Annotated in this window: 22 protein-coding genes and 1 pseudogene; 8 read left to right on the top strand and 15 right to left on the bottom strand. The window is 68.2% G+C overall.

Annotated elements, in window-relative coordinates; all coding sequences use genetic code 11:
* Positions 1 to 30: 30 nt before the first annotated feature.
* Entirely contained in the window at positions 31 to 312 is a 282-nt protein-coding gene (locus OXR60_RS04955; protein ID WP_267394653.1) for a hypothetical protein, read from the bottom strand.
* Between the two features lies 1 nt (position 313).
* Complete coding sequence (locus OXR60_RS04950; RefSeq protein WP_267394651.1) at positions 314 to 1,297, bottom strand: glycerophosphodiester phosphodiesterase; 984 nt, start codon at positions 1,295 to 1,297, stop codon at positions 314 to 316.
* A gap of 123 nt (positions 1,298 to 1,420) precedes the next feature.
* Here OXR60_RS04950 and OXR60_RS04945 point away from each other — a divergent pair, with 123 nt between their 5' ends.
* From OXR60_RS04945 to OXR60_RS04925, 5 genes are all read left to right on the top strand, one after another.
* Complete coding sequence (locus tag OXR60_RS04945; RefSeq protein WP_267394649.1) at positions 1,421 to 1,927, top strand: 2Fe-2S iron-sulfur cluster-binding protein; 507 nt, start codon at positions 1,421 to 1,423, stop codon at positions 1,925 to 1,927.
* Positions 1,924 to 2,904: a xanthine dehydrogenase family protein subunit M gene (locus OXR60_RS04940; protein WP_267394647.1), complete on the top strand. Its 981-nt coding sequence runs from the start codon at positions 1,924 to 1,926 to the stop codon at positions 2,902 to 2,904. The genes OXR60_RS04945 and OXR60_RS04940 overlap by 4 nt, the downstream gene beginning before the upstream one ends.
* An 8-nt stretch (positions 2,905 to 2,912) precedes the next feature.
* The gene (locus tag OXR60_RS04935; RefSeq protein WP_267394697.1) at positions 2,913 to 5,135 is read left to right on the top strand and encodes a xanthine dehydrogenase family protein molybdopterin-binding subunit; all 2,223 of its coding nucleotides are present in this window, start codon (positions 2,913 to 2,915) and stop codon (positions 5,133 to 5,135) included.
* 193 nt (positions 5,136 to 5,328) lie between these two features.
* Positions 5,329 to 6,252: an XdhC family protein gene (locus tag OXR60_RS04930; RefSeq protein WP_267394645.1), complete on the top strand. Its 924-nt coding sequence runs from the start codon at positions 5,329 to 5,331 to the stop codon at positions 6,250 to 6,252.
* Positions 6,239 to 6,877 (top strand): nucleotidyltransferase family protein, encoded by a 639-nt coding sequence (locus tag OXR60_RS04925; protein WP_267394643.1) that lies wholly within the window; start codon positions 6,239 to 6,241, stop codon positions 6,875 to 6,877. The genes OXR60_RS04930 and OXR60_RS04925 overlap by 14 nt, the downstream gene beginning before the upstream one ends.
* 30 nt (positions 6,878 to 6,907) lie before the next feature.
* Here OXR60_RS04925 and OXR60_RS04920 read toward each other — a convergent pair whose 3' ends face one another.
* The 13 genes and pseudogenes from OXR60_RS04920 to thiS all read right to left on the bottom strand — a co-directional run bounded on the left by OXR60_RS04920 (position 6,908) and on the right by thiS (position 21,984).
* Positions 6,908 to 8,116 (bottom strand): ABC transporter permease, encoded by a 1,209-nt coding sequence (locus OXR60_RS04920; RefSeq protein WP_267394641.1) that lies wholly within the window; start codon positions 8,114 to 8,116, stop codon positions 6,908 to 6,910.
* Entirely contained in the window at positions 8,116 to 8,838 is a 723-nt protein-coding gene (locus OXR60_RS04915; RefSeq protein ID WP_267394696.1) for an ABC transporter ATP-binding protein, read from the bottom strand. Before OXR60_RS04915 ends, OXR60_RS04920 begins: the two co-directional genes overlap by 1 nt.
* A gap of 13 nt (positions 8,839 to 8,851) precedes the next feature.
* Complete coding sequence (locus tag OXR60_RS04910) at positions 8,852 to 10,222, bottom strand: efflux RND transporter periplasmic adaptor subunit (protein WP_267394639.1); 1,371 nt, start codon at positions 10,220 to 10,222, stop codon at positions 8,852 to 8,854.
* The gene (locus OXR60_RS04905) at positions 10,222 to 11,733 is read right to left on the bottom strand and encodes an efflux transporter outer membrane subunit (RefSeq protein ID WP_267394637.1); all 1,512 of its coding nucleotides are present in this window, start codon (positions 11,731 to 11,733) and stop codon (positions 10,222 to 10,224) included. The genes OXR60_RS04910 and OXR60_RS04905 overlap by 1 nt, the downstream gene beginning before the upstream one ends.
* A 91-nt stretch (positions 11,734 to 11,824) precedes the next feature.
* On the bottom strand, positions 11,825 to 13,861 hold the full coding sequence (locus OXR60_RS04900; RefSeq protein ID WP_267394635.1) for an acetyl/propionyl/methylcrotonyl-CoA carboxylase subunit alpha: 2,037 nt from the start codon (positions 13,859 to 13,861) through the stop codon (positions 11,825 to 11,827).
* Positions 13,862 to 14,041: 180 nt separating this feature from the next.
* Positions 14,042 to 14,410 (bottom strand): lysozyme inhibitor LprI family protein, encoded by a 369-nt coding sequence (locus OXR60_RS04895; RefSeq protein ID WP_267394634.1) that lies wholly within the window; start codon positions 14,408 to 14,410, stop codon positions 14,042 to 14,044.
* The gene (gene bioB, locus OXR60_RS04890) at positions 14,401 to 15,396 is read right to left on the bottom strand and encodes a biotin synthase BioB (protein WP_267394695.1); all 996 of its coding nucleotides are present in this window, start codon (positions 15,394 to 15,396) and stop codon (positions 14,401 to 14,403) included. Before bioB ends, OXR60_RS04895 begins: the two co-directional genes overlap by 10 nt.
* A 104-nt stretch (positions 15,397 to 15,500) precedes the next feature.
* Positions 15,501 to 17,654 (bottom strand): methylmalonyl-CoA mutase, encoded by a 2,154-nt coding sequence (gene scpA / locus OXR60_RS04885; protein ID WP_267394633.1) that lies wholly within the window; start codon positions 17,652 to 17,654, stop codon positions 15,501 to 15,503.
* A 96-nt stretch (positions 17,655 to 17,750) separates the two neighbouring features.
* Positions 17,751 to 18,536, bottom strand: coding sequence for an enoyl-CoA hydratase-related protein (locus tag OXR60_RS04880; RefSeq protein WP_267394631.1), 786 nt, complete (start codon positions 18,534 to 18,536; stop codon positions 17,751 to 17,753).
* A 20-nt stretch (positions 18,537 to 18,556) separates the two neighbouring features.
* The gene (mce, locus tag OXR60_RS04875; RefSeq protein ID WP_267394629.1) at positions 18,557 to 18,976 is read right to left on the bottom strand and encodes a methylmalonyl-CoA epimerase; all 420 of its coding nucleotides are present in this window, start codon (positions 18,974 to 18,976) and stop codon (positions 18,557 to 18,559) included.
* A gap of 9 nt (positions 18,977 to 18,985) precedes the next feature.
* Positions 18,986 to 20,512 (bottom strand): acyl-CoA carboxylase subunit beta, encoded by a 1,527-nt coding sequence (locus OXR60_RS04870; protein ID WP_267394627.1) that lies wholly within the window; start codon positions 20,510 to 20,512, stop codon positions 18,986 to 18,988.
* A gap of 170 nt (positions 20,513 to 20,682) precedes the next feature.
* On the bottom strand, positions 20,683 to 20,865 hold the full coding sequence (locus OXR60_RS04865; RefSeq protein WP_267394625.1) for a CsbD family protein: 183 nt from the start codon (positions 20,863 to 20,865) through the stop codon (positions 20,683 to 20,685).
* Positions 20,866 to 20,978: 113 nt separating this feature from the next.
* Positions 20,979 to 21,984, bottom strand: a pseudogene (gene thiS, locus OXR60_RS04860) (sulfur carrier protein ThiS).
* A 137-nt stretch (positions 21,985 to 22,121) separates the two neighbouring features.
* On the opposite strand from thiS, the gene aroQ reads away from it, so the two are divergent.
* The 3 genes from aroQ to accC are packed head-to-tail and all read left to right on the top strand — an operon-like array spanning position 22,122 to position 24,450.
* Positions 22,122 to 22,556, top strand: a complete 435-nt coding sequence (aroQ, locus tag OXR60_RS04850; RefSeq protein ID WP_267394618.1) for a type II 3-dehydroquinate dehydratase — start codon at positions 22,122 to 22,124, stop codon at positions 22,554 to 22,556.
* A gap of 14 nt (positions 22,557 to 22,570) precedes the next feature.
* Complete coding sequence (accB, locus tag OXR60_RS04845) at positions 22,571 to 23,095, top strand: acetyl-CoA carboxylase biotin carboxyl carrier protein (protein WP_267394616.1); 525 nt, start codon at positions 22,571 to 22,573, stop codon at positions 23,093 to 23,095.
* Positions 23,096 to 23,097: 2 nt separating this feature from the next.
* Entirely contained in the window at positions 23,098 to 24,450 is a 1,353-nt protein-coding gene (accC, locus tag OXR60_RS04840; protein ID WP_267394613.1) for an acetyl-CoA carboxylase biotin carboxylase subunit, read from the top strand.
* Positions 24,451 to 24,474 lie beyond the last annotated feature (24 nt).

The raw sequence follows: 24,474 nt of genomic DNA, 5'->3' as shown, positions 1-24,474 counted from the left end.
GCCCGTCGCGGTGGCCGCCCGAGCGCCGCCTCAATATCCCGCGCGGTACCCCTGGTATTGGCATGCATCCTGGTCGTCGGGATGCTTCTTGCAGCGCTCGGCCGCCTTGCGGCGCTGCTTGCCCTCCTCCGCCTCCTGCTTGCGCATCTTGCGACCATAATTGCGATCGGACTCCGACTGGCTGGTGGTGGTCCAGTCGATCGCCTTGCCGGTGGCCTTCACCGGCAGGGTCGCGACGTTCCACGCGGTCTGGGCGACACAGCCGCTCGCCGCGAGCGCGAGCAGCGGCAGGAGAAGGATTGAAGCACGCATACTATTTTCCCTTGGCAGCCGTGAGCACCGCCGTTCCGATCGCCGGATAATCGGTGAAGAAGCCGTCGATGCCAAGACCAAGCCCCGCGCTGATCTCGGCCTGGATGTCGCCATGCGCCGCGGGATCGGTGCCGTGGCGGAAACGGGTCGGCAGGAAATAGTTTTCCGCGCGATAGGTCCAGGGGTGGACGCGCAGGCCCGCGGCATGCGCGTCGGCGACCAGCGTCGAGGGCTGCTCGGGCCGGTCGGTGCGCCACAGCTGCGCCTTGTCGGGCCCGATGCCATAGGCATAGGTCGCCACCGCCTTCAGCCCCTCAGGGGTGAGCATCGCCGCATAGGAGGGCGCCGCACCATCGGCAGGGCCGCCCTCGCCCGCCATCAGCTGGATCAGGCGGATGCCGGTCATGCCGTGGATCCGGCGCAGGTTGGCGACCTCGAACGACTGGATGAACACCGGTGCCGACGCCGAGTCCCAGCCCGCCGCCTTGAGCTGCGCGACCAGCGGCGCATCGGTGCCGAGGCCGATGCTCGCGAAATAGGTCGGATGCTTGGTCTCGGGATAGATGCCGACACCATGCTGCTTGGCGAGCGCGATGATCTCGGCCAGCGTCGGGATGGTGAAGCGGCCGTCATAGGCCGCATTGGCGGCGCGCAGCTGCGGCAGCCGCTCCCGGGCACGCAGCGTCTTCAGCTCGACGAGGGTGAAATCCTCGGTGAACCAGCCGGTCAGTTTCTCGCCATCGATCGTCTTGGTGATGCGCCGCGCCGCGAATTCGGGATGCGCGGCGACATCGGTGGTGCCGGAGATCTCATTCTCGTGGCGCGCGACCAGCACGCCGTCCTTGGTCGGCACCAGATCGGGCTCGATGAAGTCGGCGCCCTGCTCGATCGCCAGCTCATAGGCCGCCAGCGTGTGCTCGGGGCGGTAGCCGCTGGCGCCGCGGTGGGCGATCAGGATCGGCGGCGAGAGCGGCGTTGCAGTCATGGCAACATCCTGCGCGAGCGCCGGCGATGTCGCCAGCGCGATCAATGACATGAGAGCGATTCGCAACCGGAGCCCAAGTCGGGGGAACGCGTTACCCCCTCCAAGCAAGAAGGGGCGCAGGCCATGCAATTCACCATCAACGGGCGGTCGTACGAGGCCGAACCCGATATCCGTACGTCGGTTCTCGATTTGTGTCGCGAGCATCTGGGCCTCACCGGGAGCAAGAAGGGGTGTGATCACGGCCAGTGTGGCGCGTGCACGGTGCTGATCAACGGCCGCCGCGTGAACAGCTGCCTGACGCTTGCCGTGATGCATCAGGATGACGAGATCGTGACGATCGAGGGTCTCGGCACGCCCGACAACCTCCATCCGCTCCAGGACGCCTTCGTCCGCCACGACGGCTATCAGTGCGGCTATTGCACCCCGGGGCAGATCTGCTCGGCGGTTGGCATGCTCAATGAGGTCAAGAAGGGCTGGCCTAGCCACGTCACCGGCGACCTCACCGATCCCGCGTTCGACGACGGCGAGATTTCCGAGCGGATGAGCGGCAACATCTGCCGCTGCTCGGCCTATCCCAACATTGTCGATGCCATTCGCGATGTCGCCGAAGCGGAAGGAGCCACGGCATGAAGACCTTCGTCTATGAGAAGGCCGCGACCCCTGAGGCTGCGGTTGCCGACGTGACCGTCGGCGCCAAGTTCATCGCCGGCGGCACCAACCTGCTCGACCTGATGAAGCTGCAGGTGGAAACGCCCGACAAGCTGGTCGACATCAGCCGGCTGCCGCTCGGCGAGATCGAGGAGCGCGAGGACGGCGGACTGACGATCGGCGCCCTGGTGCCCAACAGCGATCTCGCCGCCGACCCGCGCGTGATCGCCAAATATGAGGTGCTGAGCCGCGCATTGCTTGCCGGCGCCTCGGGCCAGTTGCGCAACAAGGCGACCACCGGCGGCAATCTGCTCCAGCGCACCCGCTGCTATTATTTCTATGACACCGCCATGGCGTGCAACAAGCGCGAGCCCGGCAGCGGCTGTTCGGCGATCGGCGGCTTCACCCGCGTCCACGCCATCCTCGGCGCCAGCGAGCAGTGCATCGCCACCCACCCCGGCGACATGCCGGTGGCGATGCGCGCGCTTGATGCGGTGATCATCACCCTCAAGGCCGATGGCGACAAGCGCCGCATCCCGATCGGCGATTTCTACCGGCTGCCGGGCGACACGCCGCAGATCGAGACGGTGCTCGAGCCGGGCGAGCTGATCACTCATGTCGAGCTGCCTGCGCCCGCCGCCGGCAAGCAGCTCTACCGCAAGGTGCGTGACCGTGCCTCCTACGCTTTCGCCCTGGTCTCGGTAGCGGGGGTGGTGAGCGTCGAGAACGGCAAGATCGCCTCGGCGGCGCTCGCTTTTGGTGGCGTCGCGCACATGCCGTGGCGCGATCCCGCGGTGGAAGCCGCGCTGATCGGCCAGGCGCCGTCCGACGTGGTGTTCGCCGCCGCCGCCGATGCGCTGGTCGCCAACGCCAAGGGCCAGGGCACCAACGATTTCAAGATACCCCTCGCCCGCCGCACGCTGATCGCGTGCCTGCGCGAACTGACGGAGACACGCTGATGTTCGGCATGGGCCACACCAACACCCTCAAGATGGACGAGCCGCAGCCGACCAGCCTGCTCGATACCGGCGTCCAGGGCGTCATCACCAAGCCGGTCAGCCGCTACGAAGGACCGCGCAAGGTCACCGGCACCGCGACCTATTCGGCCGAATATCGCGTCGACAACATGGCTTATGGCGTGCTCGTCAGCGCGAGGATCGGCTCGGGCAAGGTCAGCGCGATCGATGCCGATGCGGTCAAGTCGCTGCCCGGGGTGATCGACGTCGTCACCGACTTCAAGCACTTCCTGCGCAACGCCGGCCAGGGCGGCGAGACCAAGGCGCCCACCCAGGGCGTCGAGGAGATCTCTTATTTCGGCCAGGTGATCGCGATCGTGCTTGGCGAAAGCTATGAGGCGGCGCGCGACGCGGCGCTGCAGCTGCCGATCAGCTATGACGCCACGCCCGGTCGCTACGACTTCAACGCCCATCGCGGCGAGACCGACAAGCCACCGTTCAACAACATCCCCTCGCACTTCAGCCAGGGCGACCTCGACCAGGCGATGGCCGATGCCGCGGTCACGATCGACGCGACCTTCACCACGCCCAGCCAGAATTCGGTGGCGATGGAGCCGCATGCCAGCCTCGCCTATTGGGACGAAGGCAAGCTGACACTGTACGGCTCGTACCAGATGCCGACCCAGGATGCGCAGGCATTGGCCAAGGCGCTTGGCGTCTCGGCGAGCAAGGTGCGGATCGTCGCTCCGTTCGTCGGCGGCGGCTTCGGTTCCAAGCTCGGCATCTCGCCCGAAAGCGCGGCGGCGGCGATTGCCGCAAAGCAGCTCGGCCGCCCGGTCAAGGCGGTGATGCTGCGCCCGCAGGTGTTCGAGATCACCCCGCGCCGCTCCAACACCGAGCAGCGCATCCGGCTGGCGGCCAACGCTGACGGCCGGCTGATCGGCATCGGCCACGAGACGCTGTGCTCCAACCTGCCCGGTGAGGGCTTCTTCGAGCCCGCCGGGATCGGCACCCACTCGCTCTATCCGGGCGAGCACCGCATCATCAATCACGACCTCGTCAGGCTCAACCTCGGCCTGTCGGGCTCGATGCGCGCGCCGGGCGAAGCCTCGGGCATGCTCGCGCTCGAAGGCGCGATAGACGAGCTGGCGGAGAAGATGGGCCTCGATCCCGTCGAGCTGCGCAAGCGCAACGACATGACGATCGATCCCGAGAAGAACGTCCCCTTCTCCAGCCGCCAGCTCAGCCGCTGCCTCGACGAGGGCGCAAAGCAGTTCGGCTGGAGCGATCGCCAGGCGACGCCGGGCGGGCGCCGCGAGGGTGAATGGCTGATCGGCATGGGCATGGCCGCGGCGACGCGTAACAACCAGCTGCAGACCGATTCGGCCAAGGCATCGCTCGACGCCGCCGGGCACCTCACCATCGAAACCGCGATGACCGATATCGGCACCGGCACTTACACCATCCTCGCCCAGATCGCCGGCGAGTTGCTGGGCCTCACCCCCGAGCAGATCACGATCAAGCTCGGCGACAGCGACAGTCCCGCCTCGGGCGGCTCGGGCGGCTCATGGGGTGCCTGCGGCTCGGGCTCGGCGGTGTATCTGGCATGCGAGGACATCCGCAACCAGATCGCCAAGAAGCTCGACGTCAGCCCCGAGGCGATCACCTTCAAGGACGGCATGGTCATCGCCGACAATCGCTCGACCCGGCTGGCCGAGCTCGCCGGCGAGGGGCTCGAGGCGACCGGCGAGATCAAGCCCGGCAAGCAGAAGGACGCGACCACCCAGGCCTCGTATGGCGCCCATTTCTGCGAGGTCGGGGTCAACGCCGTCACCGGCGAGGTCCGGGTCCGCCGGATGCTCGGCGTGTTCGCCGCCGGCCGCATCCTCAACGAGAAGACCGCGCGCTCGCAATGCTTCGGCGGCATGACCTTCGGCATCGGCGCGGCGCTGACCGAGGAGCTGGTTCACGACCATCGCAACGGCAAGGTCGTCAACCACGATCTCGGCGAATACCATGTCCCGGTGAACTCCGACGTGCCGCAGCTCGAGGTCATGTTCCTCCCCGAGCGCGACATCCATTCCAACCCGCTCCACGCCAAAGGCATCGGCGAGCTCGGAATCTCGGGCGCCGGCGCGGCCATCGCCAACGCGATCTACAACGCCACCGGCGTGCGCGTGCGCGACTATCCGCTGACGCTCGACAAATTGCTCGAGGGTCTGCCGGCGGTGTGATCCAGCGCCGTCATCCCAGCGAACGCTGGGATCTCCTCGTGGCGCGCCTATCGCCGCCAACCGGGAGGCCCCAGCGTTCGCTGGGGCGACGGTGTAGGGTCGGATATTCTCCACCCCGGCAATCATCGCGGCGCGCTTGACACCGGCTAGGGGTGTCCGCACCTCCAGCCCAAGCATCACGGAAGAACCACCTATGGCGGAAAACGACAGCGTCCTTGCGGCCGCGCGCGACTGGCACGGCGAGCCGATGGCGATCGCCACGGTGGTCTCCACCTGGGGCTCGGCGCCGCGCCCCAAGGGCAGCCACATGCTGGTCCACGCCGATGGCCGGTTCGAAGGCTCGGTATCGGGCGGTTGCGTCGAGAGCGACATCCTTCAGACCGCCGCGGAGGTGATCGCCGGCGCGCCCTTCCAGGTGAAGAATTACGGCGTCGCCGATGCTGCCGCCTGGGAAGTCGGCCTGCCCTGCGGCGGCGAGATCGCGGTGATGGTCCAGCCGGTCTCGGCCGCAGGCTTCGATCCCGAATTGTTCGAGCGCATCGTCGAGGCGCGCGAGACCGGCGAAGCACTGACGGTGACCACCGACCTTGCCACCGGCCACAGCGACATCCGCCCGCAGGAGACCGGCGAGGCGTTCCTCAACCGCTACGATCCGCCGCGCCGGCTGCTGATCGTCGGCGCGGTGCAGATCGCCCAGGCGCTGGCGCAGCTCACCACCACGCTCGGCATCGACACGGTGGTGATCGATCCGCGCGCGCGCTTCCTCACCGAGGAGCGTTTCCCGGGGGTGACGCTGGACGATCGCTGGCCGGACGAAGCGATCGAGGCCTATCGCCCCGGCCCGTCGACCGCGGTGGTGACTCTGAGCCACGACATCAAGATCGACGATCCGGCGCTGATCGCCGCGCTCGCCAGCAACGCGCCCTATGTCGGCGCGCTCGGTAGCCGGCGCAGCCATGCCGCGCGCCGCGAGCGTCTCGCCGCCGCCGGCATCACCCCCGAGCAACTCGACAGGATCGACGCGCCGGTCGGCATCGACATCGGCGCGATCGGCCCGTCCGAGATCGCGCTGTCGATCGCCGCCGCCATGGTGGGAGCCTTTCATGATCGCCGCTGAAGACTGCGTCCTCGTTCTGCTCGCCGCCGGTCGCTCCGAACGAATGGGCGATATCGGCAGCAAGCTCGACCAGCCCTTCCTCAACCGCCCGCTCGGCCTCCATGTCGCGATCGCGCTCGAAGACATGCCGTTCAAGCATCGGGTGGCGGTCACCGCCGGCACGCGATGCGACTATGCGAGCCATGGCTTCACCGTGGTCGAGAATGACGATCCTGCGGTCGGCATGGCGGTATCGGTCAGGCGCGGTGTCGCCTTCGCCAAATCGGTCGGCGCCGAGGCGGTGGTGATCGCGCTCGCCGACATGCCGCGGGTGACCGCGAGCCATATCTATCGCCTGCTCGATGCCGCCGATTCGAGCGACGCGGTGGTCGCCTCCAGCGACGGCCATTCTCCCAAGCCGCCAGCGGTGTTCGGGCGCGACCAGTTCGATTTCCTGCTGACGCTGGAGGGCGACGCCGGCGCGCGCGACCTGGTCCGCGCCGGCCGCCATGTCGTCACCACCCCGGCCGAGCTGATCGACGTCGACACGCCCGAGGAGCTCGAGCGGCTGCGCGAGCTGGTCCATGCTCCCGAGGCGCGGACCCGGCCGGCGACGACCAGCACCGCGCTCGGCGACCTCACCTAGCCTCAGCCCTCCCCGGTCGGCGCCGCGGCGTTATTCGTGCCGCAACGCGTCGATCGGGTTGAGCGCCGCCGCACGCCGCGCCGGGAAATAGCCGAACACCACGCCGATCACCGCCGATATCGCGAAGGCGATCAGGTTGATCTGCAGATCGAACGTCCATGGCACCTGCATCAGCGGCGTGATCGCGGCGATCGTCCCCTGCGCGATCACCAGCCCGATCACGCCGCCAAGGCACGACAGCGCCACCGCCTCGACCAGGAACTGCAGCAGCACCTCGCGCGCCACCGCGCCGATCGCGAGGCGGATGCCGATCTCGCGGGTTCGTTCGGTGACCGACACCAGCATGATGTTCATGATGCCGATGCCGCCGACCACCAGGCTGATCGCCGCCACCGCGGCGACGATGCGGGTCAGCAGCGTCGTCGTGCCGGTCAGCGTGTCGGAGATCTGCTTGGTGTCGAAGATGTTGAAATCGTCTTCCTTGCCGCCGGTGATGCTGCGCCGCTCGCGCAGCAGATCGGAAATCGACGATTGCACGGCGGCGGTGGAAAAGGCCTGGTCGACGCCGACCAGCATCAGCCGGATGTCGCGGCTGCCGGTGAAGCGGCGCTGCACCGTCTTGATCGGCATGATCACGACATCGTCCTGGTCGCCGCCGAACCCGGCCTGGCCGCGGGTGGAGAGCACGCCGATCACGTCGCAGCTGATCGAGCCGATCCGGAAGCGGTTCCCCACCGGATCGGCGCCATGCCACAGGTTGGTGCGCACGGTGTTGCCGATGATGCACACCGCCTTGCCCGCCGCTTCCTCCGCCGGCGTCCACGATCGGCCCGACACCAGCGGCCAGGGCTGCACCTGGAAATAGGCGCTGGTGGTGCCGTTGATCGTGGTCGACCAATTGGCGCCCTCGTAGATCGCGGTCGCGGTGCTCTGCGCTTGCGGCGCAACCGCGGTGACGCCGGCGATCTGGTTGGCGATCGCCTCGACGTCCTCCGGCTTGAAGTTGGGCGGCTGCGGGCCGCCGCCGCCGCGCCCGAAGCCCTGGCCGGGCCGGACCTGGAGGATGTTGGTGCCGAGCGCGGCGATCTGGCTCTGCACCGCCGCCGTGGTCGCCTTGCCCAGCGTCACCATCGTCACCACCGCGCCGACGCCGATGACGATGCCGAGGATGGTCAGGAACGAGCGCAGGATGTGCCGCCGGATCGAACGCAGCGCGAGCACGACTGTCGTGCCGATCATCAGTGCATCTCCGGGACGACGCCCGGCGGGTGCTGCGCCTCGATCCGCTCGACCAGCCCGTCCTTGAAATGCACCACGGTGCGCGCGAACGCCGCCATGTCGGGCTCGTGGGTGACCATCAGCACCGTGATGTTGCTGCCGCGGTTGAGATCGGTGAGCAATTCCATGATCTCGATCGATCGCTCGGAATCGAGGTTGCCGGTCGGCTCGTCGGCGAGCAGCACATCGGGCTGGGTGACGATCGCGCGGGCGATGGCGACGCGCTGCTGCTGGCCGCCGGACAGTTCCGCGGGGGTGTGATCCCACCAGCGATCGAGCCCCACTTTCTCCAGCGCCGCCATCGCGATCTCGCGGCGCGCCTTCTTCTCGTCGCCGCGGTAGAGCAGCGGCAGCTCGACATTCTCGAGCGCGCTCGTCCGGCTCAGCAGGTTGAAGCCCTGGAACACGAAGCCGAGATAGCGGCGCCGCAGCAGCGCACGCTGGTCGCGGTCGATCGCCTCGACATGGTGGCCGCGAAACAGGAAGCTGCCCGCGCTCGGCACGTCTAGGCAGCCGAGGATGTTCATCGTCGTCGACTTGCCCGAGCCCGACGGGCCCATCACCGCGACGAAGTCCCCGCCGGCGATGTCGAGGTCCACGCCTTTGAGCGCCTGGAACAAGGTCGCGCCGCTGCCATAGGTCTTGGTGACGCCGCGCATGCTGATCAGCGGCGCCGCGGCGATCGGATCGGCAGGGTTACTGGCCACCGCCCCCTCCCGCCTTGCGCTGTCCCGTACCGCCGCGCTTGCTGCTCGCCTCGCTGCCCTCGGCCAATTGGCCGGTGATCACCTCGGCACCCGGCTTGAGATTGCCGCCGAGCACCTCGGTGACGGTGCCGTTGGTGTCGCCGGTGGTGATCTGGACCGGCTGCGGCGTGCCATCGGCACCCTTGACGTAGACCGTCTGGGTGCCGCCGCGGCCGACCGTCACGGTGCGGGTCGCGCCGGTGTCGCGGCGCGGTCCGCGTGGCACGATCGCGCCGGCGATGCCGCTGCCGGCGCCCCCGGCACTCGGCTTGAAGCGCAGCGCGGCGTTGGGGACGAGCAGCACGCCCTGCTTGTCGGAGGTGACGATGTCGGCGGTCGCGGTCATCCCCGGGCGCAGCTGCAGCGTCGGGTTGGCGACGGTGAGATCGGCCGCATAGGAGACGACTTGGCCGGTGGTGGAGGTGGTGGTCGTCGTGCTGGACGAGGTCGCCGAACTCACCGTCAGGTTGGAGCCGAGATCCACCCGGGTGATCACCGCCGGGAAGGTCTTGCCCGGGAAGGCATCGACGGTGAAATTGGCCTTCTGGCCGACCTGGACCTCGCCGACATCGGCTTCGTCGATTGCGACCTCGAGCTTCATCTTGCTGAGGTCCTCGGCGATCACGAACAGCGTCGGCGTGCTGAACGACGCCGCCACCGTCTGCCCCGGATCGACCTGGCGGGCGAGGATCACGCCGTTGACGGGCGAGCGGATGATCGCGCGGGCGCGCTGCGTCTGGCTCTGCGCGAGCGACGCGCGGCTGGCGACGACATTGGCCTGGGCGACCTTGAGCGCGGCGACCGCGCGCTGCGCGTCGGCACGGCCGGTCTGCAACTCGGTGGCGGACGGCACGCGGCCGTTGGACAGGCGGTACACCTCCTGGAGCCGCGCGAGCTGCGCCTGGCTTTCGGCCACGGTGGCCTGCGCCTGGTTGACCTGGGCGAGATTGGCATCGAGCGTCGCCTGCCCCTGGCGGATCTGGTCGTCGAGCTGCTCGGGGTCGATCAGCGCCAGCGGCTGGCCGGCGACCACCCGGTCGTTGACGTCCACCACCACCTTGGTGACGAGGCCCGACAGCTGCGAGCCGACCGTCACCTGATTGGTCGGCGCGAGCTTGCCGGTGGCCGACACCGTCACCGTCAGATTGCCGCGATCGGCGGTCTGGGTGGCATAATTGATCGGTGCCTTGCCGCCGAGGCAGCGCGACAGCAGCAGCGCGAGCACGATCAGGCCGGCGACGATCGCCACCCATTTCGCATAGCGCCGCCACGCCGGCGTCGGCTTCACACCGAGGAAGTCGTCGAGTTGTGCATCGGCCATCAGCGGGTCTCTGTCGCGGAAACGGGGGGCGCGGAACCGGGAGCCGCGGACACGGGAACGGGAGTGCCGCGGGCCGGCGCCTCGGAAATGGCGGTCGCATCCCAGCCGCCGCCGAGCGCGGCATAGAGCGCGATCAGCGCGGTCGCCTGGTCGGACTGCGCCTGGGTGAGGCCGTTCTGCGCGGAGAGCAGCGCGGTCTCCTGGGTGTTGAGCGTGGTGAAATCGGTCAGCCCCGAGCGATACTGGCTGCGGCTGAGGATCGCCGAGGCGTTGGCGGCATCATAGGCGATACGGAACTGCGCCTCGCGCTGGCGCGCGGTGTCCAGCGCAACGATCGCATTCTCGACATCCTCCAGCGCGGTCAGCACCGTTCCTTTGTAGGCGGCGAGCGAGGCATCGGCGGCGGCTTCGCTCGAGCGCACCGCGCTGCGCAGACGGCCGCCGTTGAAGATCGCCTGGGTCACGCCCGCGAACAGCCCGCCGGTGATCGCATCGCCGAGATTGCCGAACGACGTCGCATTGGTCTGGATGTTGCCGGTGGTCGCCAGCGCCGGGTAGAGCGCCGCCTTGCTGACGCCGATCTGCGCGGTGGCGGCGGCGAGCGTCCGCTCGGCGGCGCGAACGTCGGGGCGCTGGCGCAGCGTATCGGCGGGGATCCCCACCCCCACGGTCTGCGGACCGACCGGGATCGGCCGCGTCGTGGCGAGCGCCTGGCGCAGCGCGCCCGGCGCCTGCCCGGTGAGCACGCCCAGCCGCGCCACCGCGGCGCTATATTGCTGCTCGATCTGCGGCACGGTCGCGGCGGTCTGCGCCCGCGTCGCGCGCGCCTGCTCGGCATCCACCGACGATACCAGCCCCGCCTGCACCCTGAAGCCGGCGATCTCGAGATTGTCGTCCTGGATGGCGAGGCTCGCCCGCGCATTGGCGATCTGCGCCTGATAGGCGCGCGCCAGCACGTAGTTGCGCGCGACCTCGCTCTCCACCGAGATCAGCGTGGTCGCATAATCGAAGCCCGACGCTTGGTAGCTCGCCCGGCTCGCCTCGACGGTACGACGCAATTCGCCGAACAGCCCGAGCTGATATTGCGCGTCGAGCCCGAGCGAGAAGCTGCTGCCGCCGCTGTTGCTGACGGTGGTGATGCTGCCATCCGACAATTGGATGTTGCGGGTGCCGCCGATCAGATTCTGCGATCGGTTGTAGCCCGCCGAGCCGGTCAGCGTCGGCAGCAGCTGCGCGCGGTTCTGCACCAGTGCCTCGCGGGCCTGGCGCAGCCGGGCGACCGCCTGGGCGACATCGGTGTTGGCGACCCGCGCCTGCTCGACCAGCGCCCCGAGCGTCGGATCGTCGAACTTGCCCCACCAGCGGGTCAAATCCTCGGCGGTCTGCGCGGCAGGCACCGAATAGCCGGTCGGCACACCAAGCTCGGCGGCGCCTTGGGGATGGTAATCGGGGCCGACGGTGCACCCGCCAAGCGCGGCGGTGGCAAGCAGCAGGACGAGGACACGCGACATGTCAGGCTGTGTGGCCAGCGCACCGTCGCTAGTCCAGCCAATTCATATCACATCATGTCGCCGACCGGTGTCGACGCCGACACAAACCACGCTAATCGAGCTCGAGGATGACCTGATCGACCGAAAGGCTGTCGCCGGCGGCGGCCTCGACAGACTTGATCGTGCCGGATTTCTGCGCGCGCAGGATATTCTCCATCTTCATCGCCTCCACCACCGCGAGCGGCTGGCCGGCCTCGACCGCGTCGCCCGCCGCGACATCGAGGCGGACGAGCAGCCCCGGCATCGGCGCGATCAGGAACTTCGATAGATCGGGCGGGATCTTCTCGATCATATGCTCGGCATAAGGAGCGAACCGCGCCGGCAGCACCCGGACGGCATGGCTCGCGCCGCGCGCGGTGAGGCGGAAGCCGCCGGCGGCCCGCGCCAGCCGCACCGTCAGCGCCTCGTCGCCATGCTCCACCGCGATCATCCGATCACCCGGCGTATAGGCGATGTCGAGGTCGAGATCGGCACCATCGACGCTGATCGCATCGGGCGACACGGTCACTGCGTGATCCACCCCGCCGATCCGCACCACCCAGTCGCCGGGCGGGTGCAGCCGCCGCCCGAGCTGTCCGTCGATCCGCCGCGCGCGATCCGCCGCGGCGGTCGCCGCGAACGCCGCCACCGCGGCGAGCGTCCGCAGCAGCGCCGGGTCGGCGGATGCGCCGTGGAAGCCGTCGGGATATTCCTCGGCGATGAAGCCGGTGGTCAGCGCACCGGCGCGGAAGCGCGGGTGCTGCATCAGCGCCGACAGGAAATCCACGTTGTTGCCGACGCCCTCGAGCTCGAACGCGTCGAGCGCGGCGACCTGCAGATCGGCCGCCTCGTCGCGCGTCGGCGCCCAGGTGATCAGCTTGGCGATCATCGGGTCGTAGAACATGCTGACCTCGCCGCCCTCGACGACGCCGTCGTCGACGCGGACATAGGGCGCATCCGACGCGGCCTCGCCGCCGCTTAAGCCGACGGCGCGATAGGGCGTCTGCTCGCTCTCGGGCGGCGCGTAGCGTACCAGCCGGCCGATGCTCGGCAGGAAGCCGCGGTAGGGATCTTCGGCATAGACGCGATTCTCGATCGCCCAGCCGGTGAGCGTCACGTCATCCTGGCCGAAGCCGAGCGGCTCGCCCGCCGCCACCCGGATCATCAATTCTACGAGGTCCAGCCCGGTGACCGCCTCGGTCACCGGATGCTCCACCTGCAGCCGGGTGTTCATCTCGAGGAAGTAGAAGCCCTCGCCGCTGGTATCGGCACCCGACACGATCAGCTCGACCGTGCCGGCGGAATGATAGCCCACCGCCCGCGCCAGCGCGACCGCCTGCTCGCCCATCGCGCGGCGCATCGTTGGCGTCACGAACGGCGACGGTGCCTCCTCGACCACCTTCTGGTGGCGGCGCTGGATCGAGCATTCGCGCTCGCCGAGATAGACGATGGTGCCGTGTTGATCCCCCATCACCTGGATCTCGATGTGGCGCGGGCTCTCGATGAACTTTTCGATGAACACGCGGTCGTCGCCGAAGCTCGCCAGGCCTTCGCGCTTGGTCGCCTCGAAGCCTTCGCTCACGTCCTGCTCGGACCAGGCGAGCCGCATGCCCTTGCCGCCGCCGCCGGCCGAAGCCTTCATCATCACCGGATAGCCGATCTCGCCGGCGATCCGCACCGCATGATCGGTGTCGGCGATCTCGCCGAGGAAGCCGGGGACGACGTTGACCCCCGCCTGCTTGGCGAGCTTCTTGGATTCGATCTTGTCGCCCATCGCCGCGATTGCGTGCGGCGGCGGGCCGACAAAGGCGATCCCCGCCTCGGCACAAGCGCGCGCGAAGCTCTCGCGCTCCGAGAGGAAGCCATAGCCCGGGTGGATGCAGTCGGCGCCGGTTTCCTTGGCGGCGAGCAGGATCAGCTCGGCCTTGAGGTAGCTGTCGGCGGCCGGTGCCGGCCCGAGGCGGACGCTCTCGTCGGCCATCAGCACATGCGGGCTGCGCGCATCGGCATCCGAATAGACCGCCACGGTGGCGATCCCCATCCGCTTGGCGGTGCGCATCACCCGGCAGGCGATCTCGCCTCGATTGGCGACCAGGATCTTCTTGAACACCGCTTGCTCTCCTCGCGCATGCGGCAACGCCCGAAGGACCTGCCGCGTGCATTATGTTCGTTGCCCCAACTGCTCCACCTCCCCCGTCACCCCAGACCTGTTCGGGGTCCACCGCACTACAAACGAAGTCTTTCCAGGCGGAGGATTGGACCCCGGATCAAGTCCGGGATGACAAAGGATTTACGTGCGCCACACCAGCGCCTTGAGCTGCGCCGTTCTCGCCTTCGTCAGCCTCGCCTTGCATTGCGCCTGCGCCATCGGCTGCAGCGTGCCGCCGGCGAACTCGCCGCCCTCGATTACGCACTGCGTGTCGCGATACTGCAGCCATGCCCGCTGGCTGGCGAGCGCCGCCGCGGCATAGCCGAACCCGCCGCCGCGCGACGTGTCATGCGCATCGCGGCCTTTCATATAGGCGTAGGTGACCTTCCAGTGGCGGGTCATCTCGGCGTCGGCGGCGGCATAGCTTTGCCCGGCGCAGGCGGTCATCGCCGTCTGCGTCCGCAGGTTGCCGCAATCGGCGGCGGCGAGCAGCAGGGTGATCAGCAGCATGCCTTCTCCTTGATCCGCATCGGCTCCTCGCCCGCCATCGGCGTCAGCCCGAGCTTGGCGAACAGCGCGGCGTCGGCGCTGTCGCCGGCGTTGCCGGTGGTGAGCAGCTTGTCGCCGGTAAAGATCGAGTTGGCACCGGCCATGAAGCACAGCGCCTGGGTCGATTCCGACATGCTCTCGCGCCCCGCCGACAACCGCACCATCGAGCGCGGCATCGCGATCCGCGCCGCGGCGACGACGCGGACGAACTCGATATCGTCGAGCTTGCCCATCGGCGTGTCGGCCAGCATGTCGCCGAGCGGCGTGCCGCGGATCGGCACCAGCGCGTTGACGGTCACGCTCTCCGGGTGGCGCGGCAAGGTCGCCAGGCTGTGGACGAAGCCGATCCGGTCGGCGCGGGTCTCGCCCATGCCGACGATGCCGCCGCAGCACACCGCGACGCCGGCGTCGCGGACGTGGCCGAGCGTGTCGAGCCGGTCCTGATACGTCCGTGTGGTGACGACGCGGTCATAATATTCGGGCGAGCTGTCGAGATTGTGATTGTAGTAGTCCAGCCCCGCCGCGCCGAGCTCCTTGGCCTGGTCGGCGTCGAGCATGCCGAGCGTCATGCAGGTCTCGAGGCCCATCGCCTTCACGCCCTCGATCATCGCCACCACCTTGGGCATGTCGCGCGGCTTGGGGCTGCGCCAGGCGGCGCCCATGCAGAAGCGCTGCGAACCGGCGGCCTTGGCCTCGGCGGCGGCGGCGAGGACGCTGTCGACGTCCATCAGTTTCTCGGCCTTGAGCCCGGTGCCGTGATGCGCCGACTGCGAGCAATAGCCGCAATCCTCGGCGCAGCCGCCGGTCTTGATCGACAGCAGCGTGCACAACTGGATCTCGTCCGCCGCCTGATGCGCGCGATGAACGGTTGCGGCGCGGAACAGCAGCTCGGTAAACGGCAGCTCGAACAGCGCCCTGATCTCGTCGCGGCTCCAGTCGGTGCGCATCGGTTCGCCGGCGTCGGCCACCGCGCCGACCGGCTGCAGATCGCGCTCAACCGGCGTCTCGAGGCCGCTCGCCACAAGCTGGGATCTGTTGGCAACCATCACGTTCATTCTGCAGCGTCCTGTTCGGGGGCCATGTTGTGGCCGAGGAGGCGTAGCACCTCTTCGGCGGCCTGGATAAGATTGGTGCCGGGGCCGAAGATCGCCTGGACCCCGGCATCGCGAAGCGTCTGATAGTCCTGTGCGGGGATCACACCACCCGCGATCACCTTGATATCGGCTCGCCCCGCCGCGCGCAGGTGGTCGATCAACTCAGGGATCAGGGTTTTATGCCCTGCGGCGAGGCTTGAGGCACCGACCACGTCGACCGCCTCGGCAAGCGCCAGCGCCGCGGCCTCGGCCGGGGTCTGGAACAGTGGCCCGGGGACGATCTCGAAGCCGAGGTCGCCGAACATGCTGCTGACGAGGTTGGCGCCGCGGTCATGGCCGTCCTGCCCCATCTTGGCGACCAGCATCCGCGGCCGGCGGCCGAGCCGGCGTTCGGTCGCGGCAACACCGTCCGCCAGCCGCGCCCAGCGCGCATCATCGGCATAGGCGCCGCCATAGATGCCGCTGACCGGGGTCGGCTGGGTGCCATAGCGGCCGAACACATCCTCCATCGCCGCCGAGATCTCGCCCAGCGTCGCACGTGCGCGCGCCGCCTCCACCGCCAGCGCAAGCAGATTGGCACGGCCCGCCGCTCCCTCGCGCAGTGCATCCAGCGCCGCCCGGCAAGCCGCTTCGTCGCGCGCCGCCTTGGTTCGCGCGATCCGCGCCACCTGCGCCTCGCGCACTGCGTGATTGTCGACGTCGAGGATGTCGATTGGGTCCTGCTCGGCGAGCCGATACTTGTTGACCCCGACGATCACCTCCTCGCCGCGATCGACCTTGGCTTGGCGCGCCGCGGACGCTTCCTCGATCATCGCCTTAGGCCAGCCGGCGGCGACCGCCTTGGCCATCCCGCCCTCGGCCTCGACCCGCTCGATGATCGCCCACGCCTTGTCGACCAGCTCGCTCGTCAGCGCCTCGACATAATAGCTGCCGCCGAGCGGATCGATCACCTTGGTGATCCCCGTCTCTTCCTGCAGCACCAATTGTGTGTTGCGCGCGATCCGCGCCGAAAAGTCGGTGGGCAACGCGATCGCCTCGTCGAGCGCGTTGGTGTGGAGGCTCTGCGTGCCGCCAAACGCCGCGGCGAGCGCCTCCACCGTGGTGCGGATGACGTTGTTGTACGGGTCCTGCTCCTGCAGCGACACGCCCGAGGTCTGGCAATGGGTGCGCAGCATCTTCGAGCGTTCGTCTTGCGCACCGAGCTCGGTCATCACCCGATGCCACAAGGTCCGCGCCGCGCGCAGCTTGGCGACCTCCATGAAGAAGTTCATGCCGATCGCGAAGAAAAACGAGAGCCGCCCGGCGAACTTGTCGATATCGAGCCCCGCCGCGATCGCTGCACGCGCATATTCGCGACCATCGGCGATGGTGAACGCCAGCTCCTGCACCTGCGTCGCCCCCGCCTCCTGCATGTGATAGCCGGAGATCGAGATGCTGTTGAACTTGGGCATTTCCGCTGAGGTATAGGCGATGATGTCGGCGATGATCCGCATCGAGGGGTCTGGCGGGTAGATATAGGTGTTGCGGACCATGAACTCCTTGAGGATGTCGTTCTGGATGGTCCCGTCGAGCAGGTGGCGCGGCACGCCCTGTTCCTCGCCGGCGACGATGAAGAAGGCGAGGATCGGGATCACCGCGCCGTTCATCGTCATGCTCACCGACATCTGATCGAGCGGGATCGCGTCGAACAGGATCTTCATGTCTTCGACGCTGTCGATCGCCACGCCCGCCTTGCCGACATCGCCGACGACCCGCGGGTGATCGCTGTCATAGCCGCGGTGGGTCGCGAGATCGAACGCGACCGACAGGCCCTTCTGCCCGGCGGCGAGGTTGCGCCGGTAGAAGGCGTTGGAGGCCTCCGCGGTGGAGAAGCCGGCATATTGGCGGATCGTCCACGGCCGGCCCGCATACATCGAGGCGCGCACGCCGCGGGTGAACGGCGCAAAGCCAGGCAGGCCGGGGTCGGTGGTGACGTCGGCAGCCGTATACAGCGGCTTGACCGCGATCCCCTCGGGCGTGTGCCAGGTGAGATCGGCGCCCTTCACCTCCTTGGCGGCGAGCGCGGTCCAGTCGTCGAGGCCTGACCTCGTGGGGGGTGGCGTGTCGGCCATCCGGCTATCCTACTCCGTTCGCGCCGCTTCTGTCCAAGGCTGGCGTCGTTGTCCCGCCCTAGTAGCTATCACCGCCCCGCGACAAGCGCCTGCCGGTCAGCCGCCGCGGAACACGGGCTTGCGCTTCTGCAGGAAGGCCATGCCGCCCTCCATCGCATCGGCGGTGCCGCGCGCGGTACGCTGGTCGTCGGCCTCGCGCGCCAGCGCGGCCGGATAGTCGCTCTCCAGCGCTGCGGCGAGCCCGCGCCGGATCAGGCCGAGCGCCACCGTCGGCCCGGCCGCGAGCCGCTCGGCGAGCGCCAGCGCCTCGTCGTCGAGCGCTTGGTCGGCGACGACCTTGTGAATCATCCCCCAGTCGAGCGCCTTGGCGGCCGGCACCCGCTCGCCGAGCATCATCATCTCCGACGCCCGCGCCCGCCCGATCAGCCGCGGCAGCATCCACGAGGCGCCGCCATCGGGAACCAGCCCGATGTTGACGAACGCCTGAAGGAAATAGCCGGTGTCGCCGGCGACGCAGAAATCGGCGCAGAGCGCGAGGCTGCAGCCGATCCCCGCCGCGGCGCCGCGCACCGCGCTCACCACCGGCACATCCAGCTCGGCGATTGCGGCGATGGTCGGATTGTAATGCGCCGTCAGCGCTTCATGGGTGGCGGCGCCGGGATCCTCGCCGCCGAGCGCGCCGCCGGCAACATCGGCACCCGAGCAGAACGCCCGGCCCGCGCCCGCCAGCAGCACCGCGCGCGCGCCGTCGAGCGTGCCGAGCGCCGCGGTCAGTTCGTCGAACATCGCGGTCGGCGCGGCATTGAGCCGCTCGGGCCGGTTGAGCGTCAGCACCAGCACGTCGCCGCGCCGCTCGCTCAGGATATGCTGGTAATCGGGCATGCTCGACCTTTCTTGCCGGTTCAGTGGCCCGCCGCGGGCGTTTCCATCAACTCGACCAGCGTGCCGCCCATGTCGCGCGGGTGGATGAACACGATCGGCGTGCCATGCGCGCCGATCCGCGGGCTGCCGAGCACCCGCGCGCCCTTCGCCACTAGCGCGGCGACCGCGACATGGATGTCCGCCACCTCGAAGCAGAGGTGATGCTGCCCGCCGGCCGGGTTCTTGGCGAGGAAGCCCGCGATCGGCGAGCTCGCGTCATAGGGCTCGATCAGCTCGATCTGGGTGTTGGGCGCATCGATGAAGCACACCCGCACGCCCTGCGCCGGCAGGTCGAACGGCTCACCGATCGCCTCGGCGCCGAGCAGCGTCCGATACGTCTCCACCGCCGCGTCGATCGACGGGGTCGCGATGCCGATGTGGTTGAGGCGGCCGAGCGTCATCGGGCAAGCCTAGAGTGGGATATTGCCATGCTTCTTCCACGGATTTTCCAGGCTCTTGCCCTTGAGCTTGCGCAGCCCCAGCGCGATGCGACGGCGGGTGGAGTGCGGCTGGATCACCTCGTCGATGAAGCCCTTGCTTGCCGCGACGAACGGGTTGGCGAAGCGCGCCTCATATTCGGCGGTGCGCTCGGCAATCTCGTCGGGGGTGCGACCGCGGAAGATGATCTCCACCGCGCCCTTGGCCCCCATCACCGCGATCTCGGCGGTGGGCCAGGCATAGTTGAGGTCGCCGCGCAGATGCTTGGACGCCATCACGTCATACGCGCCGCCATAGGCCTTGCGCGTGATCACGGTGATCTTGGGGACGGTCGCCTCGCCATAAGCGAACAACAGCTTGGCACCGTGCTTGATGATGCCGTTATGCTCCTGGGCGGTGCCGGGCAGGAAGCCGGGAACGTCGACCAGGGTGACGATCGGGATCTCGAACGCGTCGCAGAAACGCACGAACCGCGCCGCCTTCTTGGAGGCGTTGATGTCGAGCACGCCGGCCAGCACCATCGGCTGGTTGGCGACGAATCCCACCGTCTTGCCCTCGATGCGGCCGAAGCCGGTGATGATGTTTCCCGCATGCGCCGGCTGGGTCTCGAAGAAGTCGCCCTCGTCGACCACCTTCCGGATCAGCTCGTGCATGTCATAGGGCTGGTTGGCGTTGGCCGGCACCAGCGTGTCGAGGCTTTCTTCGATCCGGTCCCAATCGTCGGCGGTCGGCCGCTCGGGCACGGGATCGCGGTTCGACGCGGGTAGGAAATCGATGAAGTCGCGCGCCGCGAGCAGCGCCTCGATGTCACTGTCGAAGGCATTGTCGGCGACCGAGGTCTTCGACGTGTGCGTCACCGCGCCGCCGAGCGCCTCCTGCGTCACCACCTCGTTGGTCACCGTCTTGACCACGTCGGGGCCGGTGACGAACATGTAGGAACTGTCCTTCACCATGAAGATGAAATCGGTCATCGCCGGCGAATAGACCGCGCCGCCCGCGCACGGCCCCATGATCAGGCTGAGCTGGGGGATGACGCCGCTCGCGAGCACGTTGCGCTGGAACACCTCGGCATAACCGCCGAGGCTGGCGACGCCCTCCTGGATGCGCGCGCCACCGGAATCGTTGAGACCGATGATCGGCACGCCGACCTTCATCGCGGTGTCCATCACCTTGCAGATCTTCTGCGCATGGCGCTCGGACAGCGAGCCGCCGAACACGGTGAAATCCTGGCTGAACACATAGACGAGGCGGCCGTTGATCGTGCCCGATCCGGTAACCACGCCGTCGCCGGGGATGACCTGGTCCTGCATCCCGAAGTCGACGCAATTATGCTCGACGTACATGTCGATCTCTTCAAAGCTGCCCTCGTCGAGCAGCACGTCGAGCCGCTCGCGCGCGGTCAGCTTGCCCTTGGCATGCTGCGCCGCGATGCGCTTCTCGCCGCCCCCGAGCCGCGCGGCCTGGCGACGGCGCTCGAGTTCCTGGATCGTCGACGACATGGCCTCTCCTTTTGCCGCCTCTTTCCCTGAGCGGTCAGGCAAAAGCAAGCGAACCGGCGGCCCGGTTGATCGCGCAGTGGTCACCGGCCAAACGCACGCCGACACGAAAAGGCCGCCCCGGTGTCCCGGCGCGGCCCTGTCGATCCGCCGTCGCGGATGAAACGGTCAGGTCAGATGTCGTCGCCGAGCGCGCCCTTGACCTTGCCCTTGAACTGCTCGCCCTTGCCTTGGGCCTGCTGGGCGACGCCCTCGTCGTGAAGCTCGGTGTCGCCGTTGTGGCCACCGATCGCCTGCTTTACCTTGCCGACGGCTTCGTTGACGTTGCCTTTGATCTTGTCGGTCAGTTCGCCCATAGCGTCCTCCATCGTGTCGCGCGGCGGCCGGCCGGGATGGCGGCTCGCGGTGAATCACGGTTTTAAAACGGCCCAGATCGACCGATGTTCCGGCGTGCTTTGGCGAGCTGCGGCTAGATGAGCCCGGCGAGCGGGCTCGACGGGTCGGCATAGCGGCGCTTGCCCATCCGCCCGGCGCGATAGGCAAGCCTGCCGCTCTCCACCGCGGCGCGCATCGCCGCCGCCATCATGATCGGGTCCTTGGCCTCGGCGATCGCGGTGTTCATCAGCACACCGTCGCAGCCCAGCTCCATCGCCAGCGCCGCGTCTGACGCGGTGCCGACGCCGGCATCCACCAGCACCGGCACGCCCGCACCCTCGACGATCAGGCGGATGGTGATCTGGTTCTGGATGCCGAGCCCCGAGCCGATCGGCGCGCCGAGCGGCATGATCGCGACCGCGCCGGCATTTTCCAATCGTTTCGCTGCGATCGGATCGTCGACGCAATAGACCATCGGCTTGAAGCCTTCGTTGGCCAGCACCTCGGTGGCGCGGAGCGTCTCCACCATGTCCGGGTACAGCGTCTTGGCCTCGCCCAGCACCTCGAGCTTGACCAGCTCCCAGCCGCCCGCCTCGCGCGCCAGCCGCAGCGTGCGGATCGCCGATTCGGCGTCGAAACAGCCCGCGGTATTGGGAAGGTAGGTCACCTTCTTGGGATCGATGAAATCGGTCAGCATCGGCGCGTTGCGGTCGAGCACGTTGACCCGGCGCACCGCCACGGTGACGATCTCGGCGCCCGAAGCTTCGAGCGCCGCGGCGTTCTGCGCGAAATCCTTATACTTGCCGGTGCCGACGATCAGCCGCGAGCGGAAGGTCTTGCCTGCGACCGTCCATGTATCCTGATCAGCCACGGTCATGATCGCCGCCGCCGACGAAATGGACGATCTCGATGTCGTCGCCATCCTCGACGCAGACGTCCGCGAGCGTCGAGCGCGGCACCACCTCCATGTTGCGCTCCACCGCGACCTTCTCGGGCACCAGGCCGAGTTCGTTGGCAAGATCGGCGATGCTGATCCCCGCGTTGACGCGCTTGTGGGCGCCGTTGACGGTGATCGAGAGGGTGCCGTCGGAATGGGGCATGACGAGGGTGATCCACCATGGATGAGGCGCATCTCGACTTCACGCGACGCGACCGGGTAGGGAGAGGGTCGATCTAGGCGCCACTACCCGGCGTCGCAACCCCGGCCCGGGCGGAAGGGCGAGCGAAGGACCCCTGCATGTCGGACACGGTTTTCGTCCTCAACGGCCCCAACCTCAACCTGCTCGGCACCCGCGAGCCCGAGATCTACGGCGACGAGACGCTCGACGACATCGCCGGCCAGCTCGAGGACCGCGCCCGCGCGCTCGGCCTCGAAATCGACATGCGCCAGTCCAACCATGAAGGCCATCTGGTCGACTGGATCCAGGAGGCGCAGGCGGTCGGCGCCCGCGGCGTGCTGCTCAACGCCGGCGCCTTCACCCATACCTCCATCGCCATCCACGATGCGATCAAGGGGGTGAAGACCCCCGTGATCGAAGTCCATCTTTCCAACCCGCATGCGCGCGAACGCTTCCGCCACACGAGCTATGTCGGCCAGGCCGCCAAGGGAACCATTGCCGGGTTCGGCGCGCTTTCCTACTTGCTCGCGCTTGAAGCCGTTGCGCGCTTCTGACAGGAGGCCCGCCCATGACCGACTTCACCAACGACGATGCCGCCAACGGCGCCCAGGCCAGCTCCCCGACCGGATCGATGCAGGTCGATATCGATCTGGTTCGCCAGCTCGCCGAACTGCTCGACGCCACCCAGCTGACCGAGATCGAGGTCGAGCATGGCGAGCGCAAGATCCGCGTCGCGCGCAAGGCCGCCGCGGCAGCCCCGGTGCACTACGGCAACGCCCCTGCGCCGATGACCACCGCGCCGCTGTCGCTGCCCACCCCGGTCGCCGCCGAAGTCGGCGCCTCGGCGCCGGCGAGCACCGCCAGCGCGGTCAAGTCACCGATGGTCGGCACCGCCTATCTCTCGGCCGAGCCCGGCGCCAAGCCGTTTGCGGCGATCGGCCAGAAAGTATCGGCGGGTGACACGCTGCTGATCGTCGAGGCGATGAAGGTGATGAACCCGATCACCGCGCCGTCGGGCGGCACCGTTACCGCGGTGCTGATCGAGAACGGCCAGCCGGTCGAGTTCGACCAGCCCCTGATCGTCGTCGAGTAATCATGCGTCAGATCAAGAAGCTCCTGATCGCGAACCGCGGCGAGATCGCGCTGCGCATCCATCGCGCCTGCCACGAGATGGGGATCAAGACGGTCGCGGTGCATTCCACCGCCGACAGCGACGCCATGCACGTCCGCCTCGCCGACGAGGCAATCTGCATCGGGCCGCCGGCGGCGACCGACAGCTATCTCAACATCCCCAACATCATCTCGGCCGCCGAGATCAGCGGCGCCGACGCGATCCACCCGGGCTATGGCTTTCTCAGCGAGAACGCCCGCTTCGCCGAGATCGTCGAGCTGCACGGGTTGCTCTTCGTCGGCCCCAAGCCCGAGCATATCCGCACCATGGGCGACAAGGTGGAGGCCAAGCGCACCGCGGGCGCGCTGGGGCTGCCGCTGGTGCCGGGCTCCGACGGCGCGATCAGCGATCTTGCCGAAGCCAAGGCGCTCGCGGATCAGATCGGCTATCCGGTGATCATCAAGGCCGCCTCGGGCGGCGGCGGCCGCGGCATGAAGGTATGCACCGGCCCCGACAGCCTCGAGACGCTGATGCAGCAGGCCGGCACCGAGGCGAAGGCCGCGTTCGGCGACGCCACGGTGTACATGGAAAAGTACCTCGGCAACCCGCGGCACATCGAATTCCAGATCTTCGGCGATGGCGAGGGCAATGCCATTCACCTCGGCGAGCGCGACTGCTCGCTGCAGCGCCGCCACCAGAAGGTGCTCGAGGAAGCCCCCTCGCCGATCATCTCGGCCGAGGAGCGCGACCGGATGGGCGGCATCGTCGCCAAGGCGATGGCCGACATGGGCTATCGCGGCGCCGGCACCATCGAATTCCTGTGGGAAGACGGCGAGTTCTACTTCATCGAGATGAACACCCGTCTGCAGGTGGAGCATCCGGTGACGGAGATGATCACCGGGCTCGATCTCGTCCGCGAGCAGATCCGCGTCGCCGAGGGCCATGGCCTGACGCTGCGCCAGGAGGACGTCCAGTTCCGCGGCCACGCCATCGAATGCCGGATCAACGCCGAGGATCCGCGCACCTTCGCGCCCTCGCCCGGTCTGGTGAAGCAGTTCCACGCGCCCGGCGGCATGCACGTCCGCGTCGATAGTGGGCTCTACGCCGGTTACCGCGTGCCGCCTTATTACGACTCGATGATCGCCAAGCTGATCGTCTACGGTACCACCCGCCAGGGCGCGCTGCGCCGGCTGCGGCGGGCGCTGGAGGAGTTCGTGATCGAGGGGCCGACCACCACCATCCCGCTCCATCAGGCGCTGCTCGACGACCCCGAGTTCCAGGAAGGCGCCTATACGATCAAGTGGCTGGAGGAATGGCTCGCCAAGCAGGACGGCTGAGCCTCACCCTTGTTCCGTCATGCT

The sequence above is a fragment of the Sphingomonas sp. GC_Shp_5 genome, from assembly GCF_026540855.1.
GTDB lineage: Bacteria > Pseudomonadota > Alphaproteobacteria > Sphingomonadales > Sphingomonadaceae > Sphingomonas.
This window is presented reverse-complemented; position numbering and strand designations above follow the sequence as displayed.

Excerpts from the sequence above, each read along its gene's own strand:
- OXR60_RS04910 (WP_267394639.1), bottom strand. The coding sequence starts at position 10,222 with ATGGCCGATGCACAACTCGACGACTTCCTCGGTGTGAAGCCGACGCCG.
- OXR60_RS04870 (WP_267394627.1), bottom strand. The coding sequence starts at position 20,512 with ATGTCGTCGACGATCCAGGAACTCGAGCGCCGTCGCCAGGCCGCGCGG.
- OXR60_RS04920 (WP_267394641.1), bottom strand. The coding sequence starts at position 8,116 with ATGATCGGCACGACAGTCGTGCTCGCGCTGCGTTCGATCCGGCGGCAC.
- OXR60_RS04925 (WP_267394643.1), top strand. The coding sequence starts at position 6,239 with ATGATCGCCGCTGAAGACTGCGTCCTCGTTCTGCTCGCCGCCGGTCGC.
- accB (WP_267394616.1), top strand. The coding sequence starts at position 22,571 with ATGACCGACTTCACCAACGACGATGCCGCCAACGGCGCCCAGGCCAGC.
- OXR60_RS04945 (WP_267394649.1), top strand. The coding sequence starts at position 1,421 with ATGCAATTCACCATCAACGGGCGGTCGTACGAGGCCGAACCCGATATC.
- accC (WP_267394613.1), top strand. The coding sequence starts at position 23,098 with ATGCGTCAGATCAAGAAGCTCCTGATCGCGAACCGCGGCGAGATCGCG.
- OXR60_RS04955 (WP_267394653.1), bottom strand. The coding sequence starts at position 312 with ATGCGTGCTTCAATCCTTCTCCTGCCGCTGCTCGCGCTCGCGGCGAGC.
- scpA (WP_267394633.1), bottom strand. The coding sequence starts at position 17,654 with ATGGCCGACACGCCACCCCCCACGAGGTCAGGCCTCGACGACTGGACC.
- OXR60_RS04905 (WP_267394637.1), bottom strand. The coding sequence starts at position 11,733 with ATGTCGCGTGTCCTCGTCCTGCTGCTTGCCACCGCCGCGCTTGGCGGG.
- mce (WP_267394629.1), bottom strand. The coding sequence starts at position 18,976 with ATGACGCTCGGCCGCCTCAACCACATCGGCATCGCGACCCCGTCGATC.
- OXR60_RS04880 (WP_267394631.1), bottom strand. The coding sequence starts at position 18,536 with ATGCCCGATTACCAGCATATCCTGAGCGAGCGGCGCGGCGACGTGCTG.
- bioB (WP_267394695.1), bottom strand. The coding sequence starts at position 15,396 with ATGCGCACCGACTGGAGCCGCGACGAGATCAGGGCGCTGTTCGAGCTG.
- OXR60_RS04930 (WP_267394645.1), top strand. The coding sequence starts at position 5,329 with ATGGCGGAAAACGACAGCGTCCTTGCGGCCGCGCGCGACTGGCACGGC.
- OXR60_RS04935 (WP_267394697.1), top strand. The coding sequence starts at position 2,913 with ATGGGCCACACCAACACCCTCAAGATGGACGAGCCGCAGCCGACCAGC.
- aroQ (WP_267394618.1), top strand. The coding sequence starts at position 22,122 with ATGTCGGACACGGTTTTCGTCCTCAACGGCCCCAACCTCAACCTGCTC.
- OXR60_RS04940 (WP_267394647.1), top strand. The coding sequence starts at position 1,924 with ATGAAGACCTTCGTCTATGAGAAGGCCGCGACCCCTGAGGCTGCGGTT.
- OXR60_RS04865 (WP_267394625.1), bottom strand. The coding sequence starts at position 20,865 with ATGGGCGAACTGACCGACAAGATCAAAGGCAACGTCAACGAAGCCGTC.
- OXR60_RS04950 (WP_267394651.1), bottom strand. The coding sequence starts at position 1,297 with ATGACTGCAACGCCGCTCTCGCCGCCGATCCTGATCGCCCACCGCGGC.
- OXR60_RS04895 (WP_267394634.1), bottom strand. The coding sequence starts at position 14,410 with ATGCTGCTGATCACCCTGCTGCTCGCCGCCGCCGATTGCGGCAACCTG.